The 20,347-nt window shown below is 68.5% G+C and carries 16 protein-coding genes; 10 read left to right on the top strand and 6 right to left on the bottom strand.

Annotated features, from left to right (window positions below; genetic code table 11):
• Positions 1-44: 44 nt before the first annotated feature.
• A complete protein-coding gene (locus DLJ53_RS16700; RefSeq protein WP_111347314.1) occupies positions 45-1,574 on the bottom strand; it encodes an arylsulfatase in 1,530 nt (509 codons plus the stop codon).
• 269 nt (positions 1,575-1,843) lie between these two features.
• Here DLJ53_RS16700 and DLJ53_RS16695 point away from each other — a divergent pair, with 269 nt between their 5' ends.
• Entirely contained in the window at positions 1,844-2,539 is a 696-nt protein-coding gene (locus tag DLJ53_RS16695; RefSeq protein WP_162409273.1) for a Crp/Fnr family transcriptional regulator, read from the top strand.
• A 164-nt stretch (positions 2,540-2,703) separates the two neighbouring features.
• Positions 2,704-3,654: a SphA family protein gene (locus DLJ53_RS16690; protein WP_111347311.1), complete on the top strand. Its 951-nt coding sequence runs from the start codon at positions 2,704-2,706 to the stop codon at positions 3,652-3,654.
• Between the two features lie 96 nt (positions 3,655-3,750).
• Here DLJ53_RS16690 and DLJ53_RS16685 read toward each other — a convergent pair whose 3' ends face one another.
• Positions 3,751-4,590 carry a glycosyltransferase family 2 protein gene (locus DLJ53_RS16685; RefSeq protein ID WP_111347310.1) on the bottom strand — a complete coding sequence of 280 codons (840 nt, stop codon included), beginning with the start codon at positions 4,588-4,590 and terminating at the stop codon, positions 3,751-3,753.
• Between the two features lie 502 nt (positions 4,591-5,092).
• On the opposite strand from DLJ53_RS16685, the gene DLJ53_RS16680 reads away from it, so the two are divergent.
• Positions 5,093-6,670, top strand: coding sequence for an amidohydrolase (locus DLJ53_RS16680; protein ID WP_111347308.1), 1,578 nt, complete (start codon positions 5,093-5,095; stop codon positions 6,668-6,670).
• Between the two features lie 16 nt (positions 6,671-6,686).
• On the opposite strand, the gene DLJ53_RS16675 is transcribed toward DLJ53_RS16680, so the two are convergent.
• The 4 genes from DLJ53_RS16675 to DLJ53_RS16660 form a co-directional block, all read right to left on the bottom strand.
• On the bottom strand, positions 6,687-7,070 hold the full coding sequence (locus DLJ53_RS16675; RefSeq protein ID WP_226581392.1) for a DUF1622 domain-containing protein: 384 nt from the start codon (positions 7,068-7,070) through the stop codon (positions 6,687-6,689).
• A 227-nt stretch (positions 7,071-7,297) separates the two neighbouring features.
• Complete coding sequence (gene dctP, locus DLJ53_RS16670; protein WP_111347305.1) at positions 7,298-8,308, bottom strand: TRAP transporter substrate-binding protein DctP; 1,011 nt, start codon at positions 8,306-8,308, stop codon at positions 7,298-7,300.
• Positions 8,309-8,463: 155 nt separating this feature from the next.
• Positions 8,464-9,849, bottom strand: coding sequence for a M20 family metallopeptidase (locus DLJ53_RS16665; protein WP_111347304.1), 1,386 nt, complete (start codon positions 9,847-9,849; stop codon positions 8,464-8,466).
• A 136-nt stretch (positions 9,850-9,985) separates the two neighbouring features.
• Entirely contained in the window at positions 9,986-10,885 is a 900-nt protein-coding gene (locus DLJ53_RS16660; RefSeq protein WP_202913198.1) for a LysR family transcriptional regulator, read from the bottom strand.
• Between the two features lie 106 nt (positions 10,886-10,991).
• Between DLJ53_RS16660 and DLJ53_RS16655 the strand changes: the two genes are divergently transcribed.
• From DLJ53_RS16655 to DLJ53_RS16625, 7 genes are all read left to right on the top strand, one after another.
• Positions 10,992-12,842, top strand: coding sequence for a CocE/NonD family hydrolase (locus tag DLJ53_RS16655; RefSeq protein WP_111347848.1), 1,851 nt, complete (start codon positions 10,992-10,994; stop codon positions 12,840-12,842).
• Complete coding sequence (locus DLJ53_RS16650; RefSeq protein ID WP_111347302.1) at positions 12,839-14,383, top strand: ABC transporter substrate-binding protein; 1,545 nt, start codon at positions 12,839-12,841, stop codon at positions 14,381-14,383. Before DLJ53_RS16655 ends, DLJ53_RS16650 begins: the two co-directional genes overlap by 4 nt.
• Positions 14,384-14,489: 106 nt before the next feature.
• Positions 14,490-15,407: an ABC transporter permease gene (locus DLJ53_RS16645; RefSeq protein WP_111347300.1), complete on the top strand. Its 918-nt coding sequence runs from the start codon at positions 14,490-14,492 to the stop codon at positions 15,405-15,407.
• 5 nt (positions 15,408-15,412) lie between these two features.
• Positions 15,413-16,309 (top strand): ABC transporter permease, encoded by an 897-nt coding sequence (locus tag DLJ53_RS16640; protein ID WP_111347298.1) that lies wholly within the window; start codon positions 15,413-15,415, stop codon positions 16,307-16,309.
• Positions 16,306-17,337, top strand: a complete 1,032-nt coding sequence (locus tag DLJ53_RS16635) for an ABC transporter ATP-binding protein (protein ID WP_202913197.1) — start codon at positions 16,306-16,308, stop codon at positions 17,335-17,337. Before DLJ53_RS16640 ends, DLJ53_RS16635 begins: the two co-directional genes overlap by 4 nt.
• On the top strand, positions 17,334-18,311 hold the full coding sequence (locus DLJ53_RS16630; RefSeq protein WP_111347297.1) for an oligopeptide/dipeptide ABC transporter ATP-binding protein: 978 nt from the start codon (positions 17,334-17,336) through the stop codon (positions 18,309-18,311). Before DLJ53_RS16635 ends, DLJ53_RS16630 begins: the two co-directional genes overlap by 4 nt.
• Position 18,312: 1 nt before the next feature.
• A complete protein-coding gene (locus DLJ53_RS16625) occupies positions 18,313-20,310 on the top strand; it encodes an alpha/beta hydrolase domain-containing protein (RefSeq protein ID WP_111347295.1) in 1,998 nt (665 codons plus the stop codon).
• The last annotated feature ends 37 nt before the right edge of the window (positions 20,311-20,347 follow it).

The following is a 20,347-nucleotide window of genomic DNA, read 5'->3' as shown; positions in this document are numbered from 1 at the left end:
GGCCGGGGAGGCGGTCCGGGTCCCGCCCGGGCCGCCGGTCGATGCTACCGCGCGTTCGGCGACATCATCTTTTCGACCATGCCGGACGTGCTCGGCGAGAAGCTCGCCTGACGCGCCGGGTAGTCCTCGAACGAGGCGATGAACTTCTGCACCACCGACAGGGCCGGCGAGATCGACCAGGACCGGTTTTCCTGCCACTCGTCGAACCCGCGCGCCTCCTCGAAGCGCTCGAACGGGTCGAGGTCGAGCCGCGTGATCAGCGGCGACGTCAGCTCCTCCTGCACGCCGTTGAACCACTTGTCCTGCTTGGTGAAGAGGAACTTCCACTCGCCGAATCGGACCCCATGGAAGGTCGTCTCGGTGAAGAAGAAGAATTCCTTGCGGTTGCTGGGGCCCGTCTGGGTCAGCATCGGCGACTGGTCGTAGCCGTCGAGGTGGACGCGGTACGTGGTGTCGCCGATCTCATGCCCCTCGAGGAGCTGCTCCTTGAGCTCCGGCTGACCGAGCTGGGACATGATGGTCGGGATCCAGTCCTCCATCGACATCAGCTCGCCGGTCGTGGTGCCGGGGGGAATGACACCCGGCCAGCGGACCGCCATCGGCACCTTGAAGCCGCCCTCGTAGCCGCCGACCCCTTTCTCGCCGCGGAACGGCTGGTTGCCGCCGTCGGGCCAGCTGTTGGAGGCGGCACCGTTGTCGGTCGAGAACATCACCAGCGTATTGTCGGCGATGCCGAGCTCGTCGATGAGGTCGAGCATCGCGCCGACGTCGTCGTCCATCTCGGTCATGCCGTCGGCGTAGACGTTCCCGGTGCCGGTGATGCCGTCGTAGTGGTCGTTGAGGTTGGTGCGGTAGTGCATCCGCGTCGTGTTATGCCAGACGAAGAACGGCTCGCCTGCCTCCACCGCGTCCCGGATGAAGCGCATAGACTCCTCGAGGACCTCCTGGTCGAGGTTCCTCTGCCGTTCCGCGCCGAAGCCGCCGAGGTCCTCGATCTCCTGACCGCCGCCCCCGGTTGCGTGGGAATAGATGATACCGCGCTGCTGCAGGCCCGCCGCCTCCACGGCCTCGGTGGGATAGTCGACCTGCTCGGGGTACTCTCCGGCGTTGAGGTGGTAGAGGATGCCGAAGAACTCGTCGAAGCCGTGCGCGGTCGGCAGGTGCTCGTCGCGGTCGCCGAGGTGGTTCTTGCCGAACTGCCCGGTCCGGTAGCCGAGCGGCTTCAACATCTCGGCGAGGGTCGGGTCCTCCTTCTGCAGGCCGATCGGCGAGCCGGGCAGGCCGACGGTGCTGAGACCGACGCGCAGCGGATACTGGCCGGTGATGAACGCGGCGCGCCCGGCGGTACAGGACGCCTGCGCGTAGTGGTCCATGAACAGCATGCCGGTATCGGCGATCCGGTCGATGTTCGGTGTCTCGCAGCACATCATCCCGCGGTGATACGCGCTGATGTTCCACATCCCGACGTCATCGCCCCAGAAGATGAGGATGTTGGGGCGCGGAGCGTCCTGCGCCCAGCCCGGGCACGTTGCCGCAAAAAGGATCGCCGCGGCGACAGGGAGCCTTCTGACCATAGTCCTCTCGTTATCTCAGGGGGCCGATGTCAGAATTCGTGACCCGGCCAGACACGGATCCGGTACGTCGAAAAGCGCCTCGCTGGTGCACCGGCGTCGGCTCGATGGCATTCATTCGAAATAAAACACTGAGCTTTATTTCGTTCATGTCATTCAGGTCGGGCCGTCTATGTGCACACTTGGTCCTGCGCCCCTCTCTATACGGCGCTTGAAAGCATAGATAATCTTACATTGTTTGAAAGCGTCGATTGTCTGAAATTGGAAATTTCGTGCATTTGACACATGCCGACGCCATCGACGTCGTGTCCACCGTCGGCTGGCTCGCGGGCGCACCGGAGGATTTTCGTCAGGCGCTGCTGGCACGCAGCAGCGTCAAGCACGTCCATCACGACGAGCCGATCTACCGGATCGAGGAGCCGACCGGCGGCATCTACGGCGTGGCGTCCGGCGGGGTCCGGATCGAAGTGGCGACCAATGAGCGCGGACCGTCCGTGATCCACTTCGCCGGTGCGGGCTTCTGGGGCGGTTTCGGACCGGTCGTGGCCAACACGGCGCGCCTCGCCGGGATCAAGGCCTCGGGCCAGGCGACCGTCCTGCATATCTCGCAGCACGACTACGCGGCCCTCGCGGCGGCCGATCCGTTCGCCTGGCGCTGGGCCGCGCAATGCCTGCTCTGGAGCCTCAGCATCTCGCTCGGCGTCATCGACGACATGATGATCCGCTCCTCCCGCCGCCGGACGATCGCGCTCCTGTTGCGTCTGGCGGGCTACCGGTGCGCCGAGCCGGGCTTCAAGGCGAGCAGCGTGGCCCTCACGCAGGACGAGCTCGGCCAGATCGCCAACCTGTCCCGCTCCCATCTGTCGACGATCCTGCGCGACCTCGAAGGCGAGGGCTTCATCACCTGTTCCTACCGGGGGATCGCGATCCGCGACGCCGCGGCGCTTCTCGCCAGGCTGGGCGAGTAGCGGCGCGAGCGGAGCCTGTGTCCGTCGAGCAACAGCGGGCAACTCTGCCGACGGATTGTCCGATTTCGAGCATATTTATCGCGATTTTTCTGTTTTACTTCCGGTTGAAACCTTCGGCGATGGCCCCGAGGGGGTTGTACGTCTTAACAAAGACGAGAGTTCTCATGAGGAAGCGCGTTTCCGTTGGGGCGATCCTTGCCCTGTGTGCCGTGGCGGCCCACCCCGCCCATGCGGAGGAGGGGGGCTCAGGACACTACATCCCGGGCGCCTTCGCGACGCTCATGGACAATCCCCCCACCGATCCCGGCCTGCTGCTGCAGCTCCTTTATCTTGGCTATACCGGCAGCGTCAGGGCGTCCGCCGAGCTTCCGGTCGCCGGACGGCTGACGGCCGGTCTCGACGCGACGGTGAACGCCGTCACGGTCGGCGGGCTCTACACGTTCGAGCAGAAGATCCTCGGCGCCTACTACTCCTTCGGCGCCTACCTTCCGGTCATCGACAAGGACGTCACCGCCACCGTCACCGCGCCCGACGGACGATCGGTTTCGCTGACGGACCGGGTCACCGGCGTCGGCGACGTCACCCTGATCCCGGCCATGATGGCGTGGGAGATCGGCGACTTTCAGGTCAGCGTGGCGACGCCGGTGTTCGCGCCCACGGGCTCGTTCAAGGTCGGCCACCTCGCCAACCCCGGCCTCAACTACTGGACGATCGATCCGACTCTCGCGCTGACCTACAATGGCGCGACGAACGGTTTCAACGCGGCCGTCTTCGGGGGCATCACCTTCAACACCGAGAACCAGGCGACGGACTACCAGAGCGGATCCGTCCTTCACCTGGAGGGGAGCGTCCAGCAGCTTCTGCCGGTTGGTCCCGGGTTCCTCGGCCTCGGCGCCAACGCCTTCCTCTACGAGCAGATCACGGACGACAGCGGCCCCGGCGCCAACGTCGGCCCGCTGCGGGGCCGTTCGGTCGGCCTGGGTCCGGTCATCGACTACGTCCTGCCCGTCAAGGGCTCGACCGCATCGATCGAGGCCCGCTGGCTCCACGAGTTCGACACACGCAACCGGCTCGAGGGCGACTATTTCTGGGTCAAGGGCGTCTGGCAATTCTGAGCCCGCCGGCCGCAAGTGGGAGGCCGCTGCGAGCCGGCATTGCGGCCCGCAAGGGGCAGGGCGCGACGTCGGTGTCCGCCCGGTCAGCCTATGGTGTCAGAAGAGGTCCCTGAAGGACTCGGGGATGCGGTGCATCGCCTTGCCGTCCTGCCGCTTCTGGTCCTGCCGATAGCCGATATACCGGCCGACCGGGCCGAGCTTCGCGGAGAACTGCCTGGTCTCGTTGGAGAAGTCGAAGGACTCGCTCAGTTCCCGCTTCGAGAAATGCTCGAACCCCGCCTTCAGCTCTTCGTCGGGCAGGCGCTGGTGCACGCCGCCGCCGTCGCTGCGCGGCACCGTGCGGATCAACGCCGCGCGCCGGAGGGTGACGCCGACGTCCACGCGCTTGATGTGAAGGTTGTACACCGCGCCGAAGACCGGGGTCTTGTCGCAGAAGTGGTAGCCGCCGTCCCAGGAGATCGGAACCCGCGTCACCAGCGTCTTGCACATGGGTTCCACGAACTGCGCGTACTGCCGCTGCTGCAGGATCGGCTTCTCGGGGTCGATCTCCTGCTCGGTCTTGATATTCTGCACCACGTTGAGGCCGATCCCGGTCAGGTAACCGATCCGCGACATGTTGATATAGTCACGGAGCGACCCGTGCGTCTTCGGATCGACGACCAGCAGCTCGTCGCAGTCCGTGTAGATGAAGTAGTCGTAGAACTTCAGCATCTGGGTGCACATTTCGGTCATGAAATGCTGCGTTCGAGCGACCGTGACCTCGGACCTGGGCAGGCGAATGCGATTGGCGGCGCCGATATTGTCGGTCGAGCCGTCATCGCTTCCATGATCGACAACGAAGAGGTTCTCCTCACCGAACTGGCGCCCGTAATAGCGCAGCCAGATCGGCAGGTTGAAGCTTTCATTGTAGACCATCGTCCAGACGCAGATCCGCATCGTATACCTTCGTTCGAGCTTGGAATGGGGGTGGTGCTGGCCTCGGCTCGTTCAGCGGTTCGACCTCAGGAGCGGCACCACGTCCCGACGTCACCAAACGCTCCTTCTCCGCAGGGCTGCGCACCGCAGCCGGTCCATGTGGGAATCGGCCGGGCGATCCAATCCACTTCTCCACGCCGGCCGCGCGATTGTAAACTCCGTCGCGACGCGGCCCGCTTCGCGGCGACACGCGCCACGGCGTCCCGAGCGCCGCGACATCCGTCCACGACCTCGCGGTTGCGGCCGTCGCCGTTGCGAGACTACTCTGCCGCGGTGGGGTCCGGTTCCTGCTCCGTATTCCCGGTGGACTGCTCCCCCGGCTGATGGGCCGGGTGGACCCTCTCATCATGGCCGGCGCGACGTCGTTCGTCCTGGCACTGTGCGGCGTGACCGCCGCCATTGCCGGCCGTTCGAGCGGACATAACAAGCCGAGAAACGCGCGGTTCGCACCGGGAGGATACGCATGAGCAACCCGAAATCGGCGGGAGTGGACCGCCGCCGCTTCCTGCAGGGCGTCGGCGTCGGGGGCACGGTCGCCGCGACCGGCGCGCCGTCCCGCCTGTTCGCACAGTCGGGAACGGCCGCGCCTTCGCCGTCAACGGAGACCAACCAGGGGCCGCCGCAATCGTCCGCGCTCGCCGCCCGTCACACCGACGCGGTCCGTGATGCCATCCTCCGAATTTCGCGGGAGGTCTGGGCGACGCCGGAGCTCTCGCTGTCGGAGTTCAAGTCCCACGAGATCCACCTCCGCGAACTGGAGGCCGCGGGGTTTGCCACCGTCAGTCGCGGCACGTCCGGCATCCCGACCGCGTTCGTCTCAGAGTGGTCGCAGGGGACCGGCGGGCCGGTGATCGGCTACCTTCCGGAATATGACGCGCTGCCCGGACTGGGCAACGCCGCCGAGCCGACCCGCACGCCGGGCCCGACAGGCGCCGAGGTCGGGCACGGCTGCGGCCACAACATGCTGGGCGCCGGCTGCACCGGGGGCGCAATCGCGCTCAAGCGCATGATGGAGGAGAGCGGGACCGCCGGCACGGTCCGCGTCTACGGCTGCGCGGCCGAGGAGACGGAGGGCGCCAAGGTCTACATGGCGCGCGACAACCTCTTTGCCGATCTCGACGCAGCGCTCGCGTGGCATTCCGCGCCGTTCGCCGGTGCGGGCCTCGTCCGCCTCAATGCCTTCGACCAGATCCGGGTGGAGTTCCACGGCCGCACGGCTCACGCCGGGAGCGCCCCGTGGGAGGGGCGAAGCGCGCTGAAGGCCGCGGAGATGTTCGGCATCGGCGTGCAGATGATGCGCGAGCACCTGCCGCCCAGCTCGCGGATCCACTACACCTACCAGGCCGCCGGCGAGGCGCCGAACGTCATCCCCGACTTCGCACAGGTCTGGGTGATCGCGCGGGAGGCCGACCGGGGGAGCCTCACCGGCCTGACCGCGTGGCTCTCCGAGGTGGCCGAAGGCGCCGCCATCGCGACCCAGACCCGCGCCGACTTCATCCACTTCTTCGGCTCCCACGACCTCCTGCCGAACGAGCCGCTCGCCCGCCAGCTCTACCGCCACATCCTCGCAGTGCCGATCGAATTCACCGAGGCCGAACAGGAGTTCGCCCGCGGCTGCCAGCGCGAGATGGGCGTGCCGGAGCACGGGCTCGCGACGACAGCACTGCCGTTCCTCGTCGATATCTCTGCGGGCGCGTCGACCGACGTCGGCGACGTCAGCCACCAGGTGCCGACCGGGGTCTTCGCATGGCCGACCTTCCCGCTGCACATCGGACTCCATACGTGGCCGGTGACCGCGTGCGGGGGAATGTCGATCGGCGACAAGGGCTCCCTCAACACCGCGAGGATCCTGGCGGCCTGCGGTTACGACCTGATGACCGACGCGGCGCTGCGCGAGGCGGCCGCCGAGGACTTCCGGGAGCGTCGCGGCGGCGCCCCGTTCGTCTCGCCGCTGCCACCCGATCGCAGGCAGCCGCTCGGCCTCGACCCGCGCTTCATCAAGACCGGCACGGACGAGCTCTTCGCCGACGTCGTGACCTGACCGGCCCCCGGTCGCGCTACGCCGCGTCCCCGTCGGACGGCGCGGCGCGCTCCCTGGCGCTGGACGGACCTCGCCAGGGCAGGCGACCCTCGAGCTCGATCTGGAGGGCGAAGCTGAGGAAGGTGCGGATCAGGACGATGATGCCGAGGACCATCAGGTTCGTCAGCGTCGGCTCGATCAGCACCGTGCCGATGATGTCGGCCGCCACCAGCAGCTCGAGACCGAGCAGGATGGCGCGGCCGAGGCTGACCCTGTAGCGCTGGATCGCCCCGGACCATCCGCCGGACGCGGGATCGCGGCGGGTGAAGATCCACGCCCCCGAGACCACCCCGACGATGATCGCCAGTACGCCGAGAAGCTCGATCACCGAGCCGATCAGGTGGAAAATCTCTCGCAGCAATGGCGTCTCCCGATCCGCGCCCGGTCGATGCCGCGAGGGACGCGACAACCCGCTCGATGTTCCCCGATGCGTCACCGGGACAGGCGGCCGCCGACGGAGCGCCGCAGCCTCCTGCAACGACCGGACCATAACGGACGAGCAGTGGTCGGGGCGAGCCCGGAACGGCGCGTTCCGGGCCCGATGGTGCGTCTGGCGGGCGCAATCCGGCCCGCCAGGCGTCGGTGGGGTCAGTCCGCTTCGCGCAGGCCGATCAGGCTCTGGAAGTCCTTGTGGAGTTTGACGATCTGCTTGGCGCGTTCGGTGTCCGCGAACTCGTCCCAGGCGCTCAGCGCGGCGTCGCGGAAGAGCTTCCGGTCCTCCATCGACCAGTCGTGCATCTCGACGCCCTGCGCGGCCAGTTCGGAGGCCGCGCGGCGCGTCTCCACCGCCGAGGCGAGCGTCAGGCGGAAGGCGAACTTCTCGTATGCCACCTCGAAGATCCGCTGCAGGTCCGCCGGCATCGAGTCCCACATGTCCTTGCGGACGGCGAGGTGGTTGGCGGGCGTCGAGTGGAAGCCGGGGTAGGTGGCGTGCTTGACCACGTCATAGAGGCCGAGGGACTTGTTGACGGCGAGGTTCGCCGCGTCCGCACCGTCGATCACTCCCGATTCCAGGGCGGTGAACACCTCGGTGAAGTCCATCACGACCGGTGTCGCGCCGAGGTTGGCGAAGATCATCGTCTCCATGCCCGGCGGGGAGCGGAACTTGAAGTTCTTGAGGTCCGCCACGGTCCGCAGCGGCTTGGAGGAGGCGAGCGACTCCGGCGCCTGGATGTGGAAGCCGACCAGGTACATCCCGTAGGATGCGTAGAGCTCGCGCGCCGCCTCCAGGCCGCCGCCGTTGTAGACGAAGGCGTAGAGCTGCCACGGGTCGTCGTAGCCGCCCATCGGGTCGCCGACGAACTGGAACGCGCTGTCCTTTCCGACCTGGTAGCTGCCCGCCGTCATGTCGACGTCGAGGATGCCGTTGACCGCCGCGTCGAACGTCTCGACCGACTTGACCACGGCGGACGAAAAGAACGGCTCGATCTTGATGCGGCCGTCCGACATCGTCTCAACGTCGTCGATGAAGGCGGCGGCGCCTTCGCCGACCGGCGAGTCGGCGGAGTGGAACGTCTGCAGGCGCAGCGTGAAATCCTGCGCGTGGGCGAGCGTCGTCGACAAGGCGAGCGCCGCCGCAATCGTCAATGCGTGTCGCAAAATATCCTCCCGTACGGACGCGGTTTTTGGATCGTTCTGTGCGTCCGCGGGACAGTCTGTCACACGCCTTAGGATAGCATCAACTCGCCGGCACAGCCGACGATGGTTCCTCTCGGGAGGGGGACGCCGACGCGCGTCGCGCCGGCATCCTTCGGTCAGCGGGCCGGCGGGTTCTCGCCGAGGTCGTAGTAGAGCCCGGCCATGAGGGCGAGCCCCTCGCGCGCGATCGCCGGCGGCAGGTGCTCGTTCGGCGCGTGCTGCGAGCAGCCGGGGTAGGAATGCGGCACCCAGATCGTGCGCATCCCCAGGATCTCGGAGAACGCGTCGTTGGGGAGAGAGCCGCCGAGGTTCGGCAGGATCGCCGTCGGCTTGCCGGTCGTCTTCGCCATCGAGGCGGACGTGTAGCCGACCCACGGGTCGTCCGGGTCGAGACGTGTCGCCTGGAAGATCGCCTCGCGCGTCAACTCCAGCCTGACGTTGGTGAGGCCGTGCCGGTCGAGGTGACGGCGGATGGCCGGCAGCACCGCGAACGGGTCGACGTCGACCACGAAGCGCAGCTGCAGCCGGGCCCAGGCCCGCGGCGGGATCGCGTTGACCGGGGTCTTGGGCGTGCCCGCCTCGTAGGCCAGCACCTCCAGCGATGACCAGCCGAAGACGCGCTCGCTCGGCGTCAGGCCCGGCTCGCCCCACCAGGTCTCGATCTCCTCGCCCTCCGGGCCCTCCATGATGTCGGCGTCCTTGAGGACGCGGCGCACCGAGGCGGGGAGCTCGGGCGGCACCATCTCGGGGACGCGGATCTGCCCGGTCGGGCCGACGAGGATGGAAATCGCATGCGCGAGCTGGATGGCCGGATTGGAGAGCAGCCCGCCCCAGTTGCCGGAATGGCGGCCGCCCTCGCGCGCGTCGATCCACATGTCGAAGTTCACGCCGCCGCGCGAGCCGAGGAAGAGGGTGGGGCGCCCGGCCGAGAGGCGCGGACCGTCCGAGCCGATCAGCGCGTCCGCCTTCAGCCGCTCGGCGTGGTCGCGGCAGAATTCGCGAAGGCCGGGGGAGCCGACCTCCTCACCCATCTCGATGAGGTATTTGGCGTTGAAGCCGAGCGAGCCGCGCTCGTCGAGCACCGCCTTCAGCGCGGCGAGGTTGATCGAGTGCTGGCCCTTGTTGTCGACGACGCCGCGCCCGTACCAGAGCCCGTCCTTCTCGGTCAGGCGCCAGGGGGAGAGACCCTCGTCCCACATGTCGTCGAGGCCGCGGATGACGTCGCCGTGGCCGTAGCCGAGGATCGTCGGCAGCGCCGGGTCCTCGATCCGCTCGGCGACGAGGAAGGGGCCGTTCGCCTTCTCGTGCGTCATGATCTCGGTGGTGAAGCCGAGGGCGGTCAGCTCCGGCACCATCTCCTCTTCGAGGTAGGCGCCGAGGCTGTCCGCGCGATCGGGGTTCTGGCTCTCGGTCGGCATAGCGACGCGACGGGCGAGGACCTCGCGGAACGTTCCCTGGTCGAAATGGTCTGTGGCGCGTCTGACGGCGGCTTCGCGGCTCACGAGTGGGCTCCTGTCGGGGGATCGCGCGCGGCGCGCGGGAATGCGGCGCCCTGGCGGCGCGGGGGGCGAAGCATCCTCACTCCGGGCCGGCCCGTCAATTTCGTAACGCGCATGAACGCTTGCGCATCACGCAACGTCAGCCGAACGGGTTCGCCTTGCTCTGGGCGGATTCGCGGATCAGGGCGGCGAGACGGTCCACCGTCGGCGTGCGCTTCTGGAACTTGGGGAACATGAGGACGTAGCCGAGCTCGATGGTCGGCTCGAACGGCCGGACCACCGTGCCGGGCCTGATGCTGGACCGGGCGACGAACCAGTCCGCGACCGCGAGCCCCGGCCCACGGCCTGCGAGCTCGCACGCGATCAGCCCGTTCGGCGTCTCGAAGCGGATGTTGGGCTCGGCGCGGATGCGGCGGAAGGCCGCCTCCAGGGTCTGGCGCATCACGGTGCGCGGACTGTTGGCGATCAGCGGTATGCCGACGAGGTCGGTGATGTGGACCACGTCGCGTGAGGCGAGGGGGTGGTCGTCGCGCATCACCGCGACGGCGTTCACGGAGACGAGCGGCTCGATCACCATGGCCGGGTTCTCGATCGGCAGGACGCTGATGCCGACGTCGAACGCCTCCTTGCCGAGCCAGAGCTCGATGTCGAGACGCGAGCGGCTGTCGATCGTGGCGGTGAAATCGGGCACTTCGCGGCCGAGGATCGACAGCGGATCGGCGAGCAGGGCGTCGAGCACGTGGGGCGCGGTGAGGATCTTCACGTGGTTGTGCTGGCGGTCGCGCAGCCGACGGGCCTCGTCACGCGCCTCATCTAGACTATAAAGTGCATGTTGCACGCGGGAATAGAAGGCGCGCGCCTCCTCGGTGGGGATCAGGCGGCGCTTCTCGCGGTTGAAGAGCGGGAAGCCGACCTCGGCCTCGAGCCCTGCGAGCAGCCGGCTTACCTGCGGTTGCGTTCGGTGGAGGCGCCCGGCCGCCTCCTGTAGCGAACCGCCTTCCATGAAGGCGCGCAGAGCTTCGAGACCCTTCAGATTCACGGCATTTCCTTTCATGCGAAACATGCATGAACTGCTGCGAATTTGGAAATTGACGCATGCGAAGTGCCGCTTATCGTGCCATGACCAAAATCTCAACATGGGCACGATGTCTGACAGCGACGCCGCCGCGACCGCTTGGTCCGTCTCTCCGAGACGCTACCTTGCCAACCGCACCGCCACCTACACCATCGCGCCGCCGACCTCGCGCTACATCACGATGCGGGACGGCTGCCGCATCGCGCTCGACGTCTACCTGCCGGAGGGCGAGCGCCCCGCCGACGGTGTCCCCGCGATCCTGATCCTCACCCCGTACTACCGCCGCTTCGCCACGGCGGAGGGGTCGAGCGCCGAGCCGACGCCCAACGCGGCGCGCTACCGCGACGAGTTCGTGCCGTACGGCTACGCGCTCGTCGTGGTCGACGTGCGCGGCAGCGGCGCGAGCTTCGGCACCCGCGACAGCTTCCGCTCGCCCACCGAGCGCGACGACTTCTTCGAGATCGCCGAGTTCGTCGCCAACGAGCCGTGGTGCAACGGCGTCCTCGGCTCGACCGGCATCTCCTATCTCGGCGCCGCGTCCTGCTTCCTCGCCTCGACCGGGCATCCGGCGGTGAAGGCGATCGCGCCGCTGTTCGCGGTGTGGAACACCTGGGTCGATCACCAGTACCCGGGCGGCGTTCGCATGAACACGCTGCCGGCGAGCTACGACCGGCTGATGATCGGCCTCGACCACGACCGCCGGGACATCCTCGCCGAGACGGCCTACTTCGGCCATCCGGACTACCGCGGCCCGGCTCCGGTCGACGGGGACGACGGCACGCTGGTCGCCGAGGCGGTCGCCGAGCACCGCAACAACTTCCACATGCCGGACTTCATCGGCGAATTTCCGTTCGCCGACTCGCGCCTTCCGTACGACGAGACGTTCGGTGCCTTCTCCTTCAGCCCGTACCACTACGCGGAAGGGTTCAGGCCGGACTGCGCGATCTACAACATCTCCGGCTGGATGGACGGGGCGGGGTTCGCCAACGGCGCCATCGCGCGGCACCTGTCGCTGCCCAACCCGCAGCACCTGCTGCTCGGCCCGTGGGACCACGGCGCGCGCACCAACGTCTCGCCGTGGCGCAAGGGCCAGCTGTCTGACTTCCCGCTCTACGCCGAGATCCTGCGCTTCTTCGACACCTACCTGATGGGCCTCGACACCGGCCTCGAGGACGAGGCGCCGGTGCACTATTTCTCGCTGCACGGGGAAGAGTGGCGTGCGGCCGGGGCATGGCCGCCGGTCACGGGCGCGCAGACGCTGCATCTCGCGGCGGACGGCGCCCTCGGCGCGCCGAACGGCAGCGGCAGCGATACCTGGAAGGCCGACTTCAATCGCGGCACCGGCCTCAACACGCGCCACGAGCGCCTCGCGGCGATCAACACCACCACCTACTACGCCGACTGGCAGGACCGGATCGACGGGCTCGCGTCGTACACGACCGCGCCGCTCGACGCGCCGCTCGAGGTGAGCGGCCATCCGGTCGTCGAGGTGCAGCTCACCGCCGACCAGGGCGATGCGGTGCTCTTCGCCTACCTCTCGGAGATCGAGGCGGACGGGTCGGTGCGCTACGTCACCGAGGGGCACCTGCGTGCGCTTCACCGCAAGATGGCCGATCCCGACCCGCGTCAGGTCTGGTCGTGGCCGTTCCGCGACTACTCCGCCGCCAACGCCGAGCCGCTGAGGCCAGGCGAGCCCGCCACGCTGCGCTTCGCGCTTCTTCCGACGTCCTGGGTCTTCTCGGCCGGCAGCCGCATCCGCCTGTCGTTCGCAGGCGCGGATATGGACCACTACGTCCAGCTGCCGCATGGACGTCCGCCGAAAATCACCGTCCACTATGGCACCGAGGCCGGTTCTCGGCTCGAACTGCCCGTCAGCGCCACCACCTCGCCCGACGCTGCCCACGAAAAGGAAGCACGATGACCCTCAAGACCCTCCTATCGGCCGCGAGCCTCGCCGTGCTCGCCGCAACGCCGGCGCTCGCCGGCAAGGCGGACGACACCTTCACCTGGACCACCTCCAGCGAGATGGACACGCCGGACATCTACTACGGCAACCAGCGCGAAGCCCTGATCAACACCTACGCGCAGTGCGACAGCCTCATCTACCGCAACCCGGAAACCAACGAGTACCAGCCGCTGCTGGCCACCTCGTGGGAGTGGACGGACCCGACCACGCTGGAGATGAAGCTGCGTGAGGGCGTGAAGTTCCACGACGGCACCGACTTCGACGCCGAGGACGTGGCCTACACGCTGAACCACGTCGCCGCGCCCGACTCGGACATGAAGATCCGCGTCATCGTCGACTGGATCGACAACGTCGAGGTGGTCGACCCCCACACGGTCAGGATCCACGCCAAGGCGCCGACGCCGGCCGCCTTCGAGTACCTCACCGGCACGTCGCCGATCTTCCCCTCGGGCCACTACGACGACGCGCCGGAAGTGCCGGGCGCGGACGGCACCACGCGGCGCGACTGGGGCGCGGTCCTGCCGGTCTGCACCGGCCCCTACAAGCTCACCGACTACCAGCCCGGCCAGTCGCTGACGCTCGAGAAGAACGACGACTACTTCGAGGGCAGCCCGAAGGGTAAGCCGAGCGTCGGCAAGCTCGTGTACCGCACGATCAAGGACCCCGAGACGCAGATGGCCGAACTTGTCACCGGCGGCGTCGACTGGATCTGGGGCGTGCCGCCCGAGAATGCCGACATGCTGTCCACGATGGACAACATCACGGTGGAGAGCGCGGCGACGATGCGCATGTCGTTCCTGTCGCTCGACGCGGCCGGCCGCACCGGCGAGGGCAACCCCTTCACCGACAAGCGCGTGCGTCAGGCCGTCGCCCACGCCATCGACCGGCAGGCGATCGCCGAGAGCCTCGTCGGCCCGGGCGCCGCGGTGCAGGAGTCGATGTGCGTTCCGGTCCAGGCCGGCTGCACCACCGACGTGACGCAGTACGACTTCGACCCGGACAAGGCGCGCGAACTCCTCGCCGAGGCGGGCTACCCGGACGGCTTCGAGACCCCGTTCTTCGCCTACCGCGACCGCCCGTACTCCGAGGCCGTCCTCAACTACCTGCGTGACGTCGGCATCAAGGGCGACCTCAACTTCCTGCAGTGGCGTGCGCTCCGCCCGCTGATCGTCGACGACAAGACGCCGATCGCGCACCTCACCTTCGGCTCGAACGGCATGCTCGATGCCTCTGCCTCCACCGGCTACTACTTCCAGGGCTCGTCCGACGACTACGCGCGCGACGCCGAGGTGATGGAGTGGCTGAAGGCCGCCGAGACCGAGACCGACACCGCCAAGCGCAACGAGCTCTACTCCAAGGCGCTGAAGAAGATCGCGGACGAGGCCTACTACATCCCGCTCTTCGTCTACGGCCGCACGTACGCCTTCAACTCCGAGTTCGAGTACCCGATCACGGACGACGAGATGGCGCACTTCTATCTCGGCAAGTGGAAGTAAGCTCGACCACGATCATCGCCGCGCCCGACCCTCGCGGTCGGGCGTCATCGGTGCCGCGCCCTGACGGGACGCGGCATCACTGCTTGAGGCCCCAACCGGAGATCCGATGGCCCTCTACATCCTGAAGCGTCTCGCCGTGACGGCGCTCGTGATCGTGGTGACATCCATCGTCGCGTTCATGCTCGTGCACCTGTCCGGCGATCCCGCCGCGGCCATGGCCGGCGAAGGGGCGAGCCCCGAAGACGTCGCCGCCGTCGCCGAGACGTTCGGCTTCAACCGACCGCTGCCGCTGCAGTATTTCGACTGGATCGGACGCATCATGTCCGGCGACTTCGGCCGCTCGTACTACCTGCGAATGGACGTGTCCGACGTCCTCGCCCAGTACATGCCGGTGACCGCGCGCCTCGGCGTCGCGGCGCTCGCCTTCGCGCTCCTCCTGTCGATCCCCCTCGGCGTCGCGGCGGCCCTGCGGCCCAACACGCTGATCGACCGCTTCGCCCTGTGGCTCGCGGTGGCTGGACAGGCACTGCCGTCCTTCCTGTTCGCGCTGGGGCTCATCTACCTCTTCGGCGTCTATTTCCGGATCCTGCCGATCTCCGGCGGGTCGACCTGGGCGCACTACATCATGCCCGCCGTCGCCCTCGGCTACTACGCGACGCCCGCGATCATGCGCCTGACGCGCTCCGGCATGATGGACGTGCTGCAGTCCGACCACGTGCGCACCGCGCGGGCGTACGGCCTGTCGCCCTGGCGCGTCGTGGTCCGCCACGGGCTGCGCCATGCGATCATCCCGGTGGTGTCGCTCGCGGCGGTGCAGCTCGGTTTCATGCTCGGCGGCTCCATCGTCATCGAGTCGATCTTCTCGCTGAAGGGGATCGGCTACCTGGCATGGGAGTCGATCCAGCGCGCCGACATCGAGGTGATCCAGGCGATCCTCCTCGTCATCGCCACCGTGTATGCGCTGCTGACGCTCCTCGCCGACCTCCTCAACGCCGCGCTCGACCCGCGCATCCGGATCTCCTGAGCGCCATGAGTACAGTTTCGCAAAACGTCCCCACCGAGGTCGCCCGTTCCCCGGGCCGCGTCACCCTTCACCGCGCGCTGCGCCACGGCTCGTTCTGGGTCGGCGGCCTCATCATCCTGGCGATCGTGCTGGCGGCGATCTTCGCGCCGCTGCTGACGTCCTACGATCCCGGCGCGCAGGACCTCTCGGCGCGCTACGTGCCGCCGTTCTGGGATGCGAAGGGCTCCACCGAGCACCTCCTCGGCACCGACGGCCTCGGCCGCGACGTGCTCGCCCGGCTCCTCTACGGCGCGCGCATTTCGCTGATGCTCGGCTTCCTGACGGTGATCATCTCCGGCACGATCGGCACCGTGATGGGCGTCGCCGCCGGCTACTTCGGCGGGACCGTCGACCTCATCGTCAACTTCGTCATCACCATCCGCCTGACCATGCCGGTCGTCCTCGTCGCGCTCGTCGTCGTGGCGCTGATCGGCTCCTCGCTGTGGCTCCTCATCGTGGTGATCGGGCTCCTCCTGTGGGACCGGTTCGCCATCGTCGTGCGCTCGGCGACGCAGCAGCTCGCCCAGCGCGAGTACATCACCAGCGCGCAGACGATCGGCTCGTCCACCTGGCGCATCCTGGTCAAGGAGATCCTGCCCAACATCACGGGACCGCTCATCGTGGTCGCCTCGATCGAGCTGGCGCACGCGATCCTGCTGGAGGCCGCGCTCTCCTTCCTCGGCCTCGGCGTGCAGCCGCCGAGCGTGTCGTGGGGCCTCATGGTGGCGGAGGCGAAGAACCAGCTCCTCTTCCGGCCCTGGATGATCGCCGTGCCGGGCGTCGCGCTGGTGCTGCTGATCTTCGCCATCAACCTCGTGGGTGACGCCATCCGCGACGTCACCACGCCGGAGGGCAAGGCATGAGCATCGCTCCCGACACCCCGGTCCTCGACGTGAAGGGCCTTCGGGTCGAGATCCCGGTGACCGGCGCGACCCTTCGTCCGGTGCGCCGGGTGGACCTCACGGTCGGCCGCGGCGAGACCGTCGCGGTGGTCGGCGAATCCGGCTGCGGCAAGAGCCTCACCGCGCTCGCCATCATGAACCTCCTGCCGCGCCGCGCCAGGCCGACGTCCGAACGGATCGAGCTTGCCGGGGAGGATCTCACGACCGCCTCCCGCCGGCGCTGGCGCGCGCTCCGGGGCGACCGGATCGCGATGATCTTCCAGGATCCGATGACCGCGCTCGACCCGTGCTACCGGATCGGCGACCAGATGCGCGAGATCCTGCAGACGCACCGCAAGGTGTCGAACGGGGAGGCGCGCGAACGATCGCTGGAGCTGCTGCGCAAGGTCGGCATCCCGTCCCCCGAGGACCGGCTGACGCAGTACCCGCATCAGCTCTCCGGCGGGCTCAGGCAGCGCGTGATGATCGCGATGGCGCTCCTGTGCGAGCCGGAGCTCATCATCGCGGACGAGCCGACGACCGCGCTCGACGTTACCATTCAGGCGCAGATCCTGCGTCTCCTGCGCGACATCCAGCGCGACACCGGCATCGGTCTCGTCCTCATCACCCACGACCTCGGCGTGGTGGCCGGCATGGCCGACCGCATCGTCGTCATGTACGGCGGCGAAGTCGTGGAGACGGGGGTCTGCGACGACATTCTCGCCAAGCCGCTCCACCCCTACACCGAAGGTCTCATCCGCTCGATCCCGGTGCCGGGGGAGACCCGGCGGGGCGAGACGCTCGGCTTCATCCCGGGCGTCGTGCCGCGGCAGGTGGGCGACCTCACACAGTGCGGCTTCTACGGCCGCTGTCCCTACGCCCACGCCGCCTGCGCCACCGGCCCGGTCGCCATGCGCGAGGCCGAAGGGCGCCAGATGCGCTGCGTCCTGCCCCTCGACGGGTCGGGCCGCGACCCGTCCGCCTGGGTCCGCGCCACGGAGGCCTCATGACCGACGCACTCGTAATGAAGGGCGTGACGCGCGACTACGCCGTCGGCGGCCCCTTCAGCCGCAAGAAGACGCTCCGGGCGCTGCGCGGCATCGACCTCACGGTCGCCAAGGGGACGACGCTCGGCCTCGTCGGCGAGTCGGGCTGCGGCAAGTCCACTCTCGCCAAGGTTCTGCTCGGCGTCGAGCCGGCGACGTCGGGCGAGGTTCTGGTCGGCGGCAAGTCCGTCGACGAGTACGGCCGCCTCGAGCGCGCACAGCTCGTCCAGCCGGTGTTCCAGGATCCCTATTCCTCGCTCAACCCGCGCCAGACCGTGTCGTCGATCATCGCCGCGCCGCTGGAGGTGAGGGGGATCGGCAATGGTGCGTCCCGCCGCCGCCGCGTCGACGAGCTCGCCGCGGAGGTGGGCCTGCCGCGCCACCTTGTGGACGCCTATCCGAGCCAGCTCTCGGGCGGGCAGCGCCAGCGCGTCGCGATCGCGCGGGCGCTGATCGGCGAGCCGGAGATCCTCATCTGCGACGAGCCGACCTCCGCGCTCGACGTGTCGGTGCAAAGTCAGATCCTCAACCTTCTCCACCGGCTGAAGGCGGAGCTGAACCTCACCATGATCCTCATCAGCCACAATCTGGCGGTGGTGCACCACCTCGCCGACGATGTGGCGGTGATGTACCTCGGCCAGATCGTCGAGCGCGGCCCCGCGGACGCCATCTTCGCCCGCGCGCACCACCCGTACACCAGCGTTCTCCTCAAGGCGGTGCTGCCGCCGCGGCCCGGCTCACGCCTGCCGGACCTCGCGCTGGAGGCGGAGTTCCCGAGCCCGGTCAACCCGCCCTCGGGCTGCGCCTTCCACCCGCGCTGCGCCAACGCGACGGACATTTGCACCCGCATCAGCCCGGAGCGGTCCGGCACCGGTCACACCTACCGCTGCCACAACCCCGACCATGCCCCCGCCAAAGCGGCCGAAGCCGCAGACTGACATGCTGACGATCACCATTACCGATAAGGTCCCGTTCGCGGACGGGACGCCCTTCGCCGATGCCGGCGCCTACGAGCGCATCACCGGCCGGGTCGACTTCCGTGTCGATCCGAAGGCGCCAGAGCAGGCCGCCGTCACCGACATCGCCTTCGCGCCGACGGGCGCGGACGGGCTCGTCGCCTTCTGGGCCGACTTCTCGATCCTGCGGCCGGTCGATCCCGAAAAGGGCAGCGGCAAGCTGTTCTTCGACTACGGCAACCGCGGCAACAAGCGCGCGCTGCAGTTCTTCAACGACGCGCCGCCGTCGAACGACCCGCACACGCTGAAGGACGCCGGCAACGGCTTCCTGATGCGCAGGGGCTACACGGTCGCATGGCTCGGCTGGCAGGGCGACCTGCTGCCGGGCGATGGGCGGATGCTGCTCGACGTGCCGGTGGCGACCGACGGTGGAAAGACACTCACCGGCATCGCCCGGGCCGAGTACATCGCCGTCGCTCCGGACACGAAGGTGTTCCCGCTGTCGACGCTGGTCTCGACCCGATCCAACGCGGCCGCCTCGCTCGACACCTCCAAAGCGCGCCTGACCCGCCGCCGGTACGCCGCGAGCGCGCGGCAGGAGATCGGCCCGGACCGGTGGTTCTTCGCACGGCTCGACCGGGGCGGCGGCGTCGACAACCAGGGGATGGAGAACGCGGTCATCCCGTCCGACAGCCACATCTACCTGCCGGAGGGCTTCGAGCCGGGGTGGATCTACGAGCTTGTCTACGAGGCGAAGGATCCGCGCCTGCTGGGCCTCGCCCATGTCGCCGTGCGCGACTTCGTCAGCTACCTGAAGAGCGGCGAGGCGGACGCCGCCGGTAACCCGAACCCGGTGAAGGTCGGTACCGCCTATGCCTGGGGCCGTTCGCAGACGGGCCGCTGCATCCGCGACTTCCTGCACCTGGGCTTCAACGACAAGGGCGGCGCGCGCGTCTTCGACGGCGTGATGCCGCACGTCGCCGGGGCGGGCAAGATGTGGATGAACCACCGCTTCGCCAACGTCGTCCTGCTTCCGGGCCAGGAGCACGAGAACCACTTCACCCCGGCCGACCGCTTCCCGTTCAACTACGCGGTCTCCACCGACCACTTCACCGGCGTCAGCGACGGCATCTGCAAGCGGCCCGACACCGACCCGAAGGTGATGCACACCGACACCTCGTCGGAGTACTGGCACCGCCGCGCCTCGCTGGTGGTGACGGATTCGCAGGGCAACGACCTGCCGCCGCCGGAGAACGTGCGCGTCTACCTGTGGGCTTCCTCGCAGCACTTCGCGGCGCCCGCGGTGACGCCGGCGAAGGGCCTCGCCGTCGAGGTCATCAACGTGGTGGCGACGTCCGCCTTCTTCCGCGCCGTCCTCGAGGCGCTCGACGCGTGGGTGTCGGACGGGACCCCGCCGCCGGCGAGCCGCTACCCGACCCGCGCCGCCGGAACTCTCGTCGATGTCGAGGAGTGGCGCGCGGCGTTCCCGGCGATCCCCGGCGCGATGACCCCGCGCGGGCCGTCGACGCTGGAGCGGCTCGACTTCGGGCCGGACATCGACCGCGGCATCATCGCCAACGAGCCGCCGGTCATCATCGAGGGCGAGGCCTATCCGGTCCGCATCCCGTCGGTCGACGAGGACGGGAACGAGGTGCCGGGCGTCCGGGCGCCGATGGTCGTCGCCCCGCTCGCCACCTACACCGGCTGGTCCGTGCGGCACCGCGGTGCGGGCTACGGCGCGATGCTGGGGATCACCGGCTCGACCTTCCAGTTCCCCGAGGACGAGGACGTGCGGACGCAGACCCGCGACCCGCGCCCGTCGATCCTCTCCCGCTACGGCTCGCCCGACGGCTACGTCGCGGCGATCCGCGCGGCCGCCGAAGTGCTGGTCGCCGAGCGGCTGATGCTGGAGGAGGACGTGGAGCGCACGGTCGCCGCGGCGTCGGACTGGAACAGCCCCCGTCACGACATCCGCATGTGACGGAACGGTCCGGCGGAGCCGCGAGGCTCCGCCGGAC

The sequence above is a fragment of the Acuticoccus sediminis genome (assembly GCF_003258595.1).
Classification (GTDB): Bacteria; Pseudomonadota; Alphaproteobacteria; order Rhizobiales; family Amorphaceae; genus Acuticoccus; species Acuticoccus sediminis.
The sequence above is the reverse complement of the archived record's forward strand: the minus strand, read 5'-3'. Positions and strand labels throughout refer to the sequence as shown.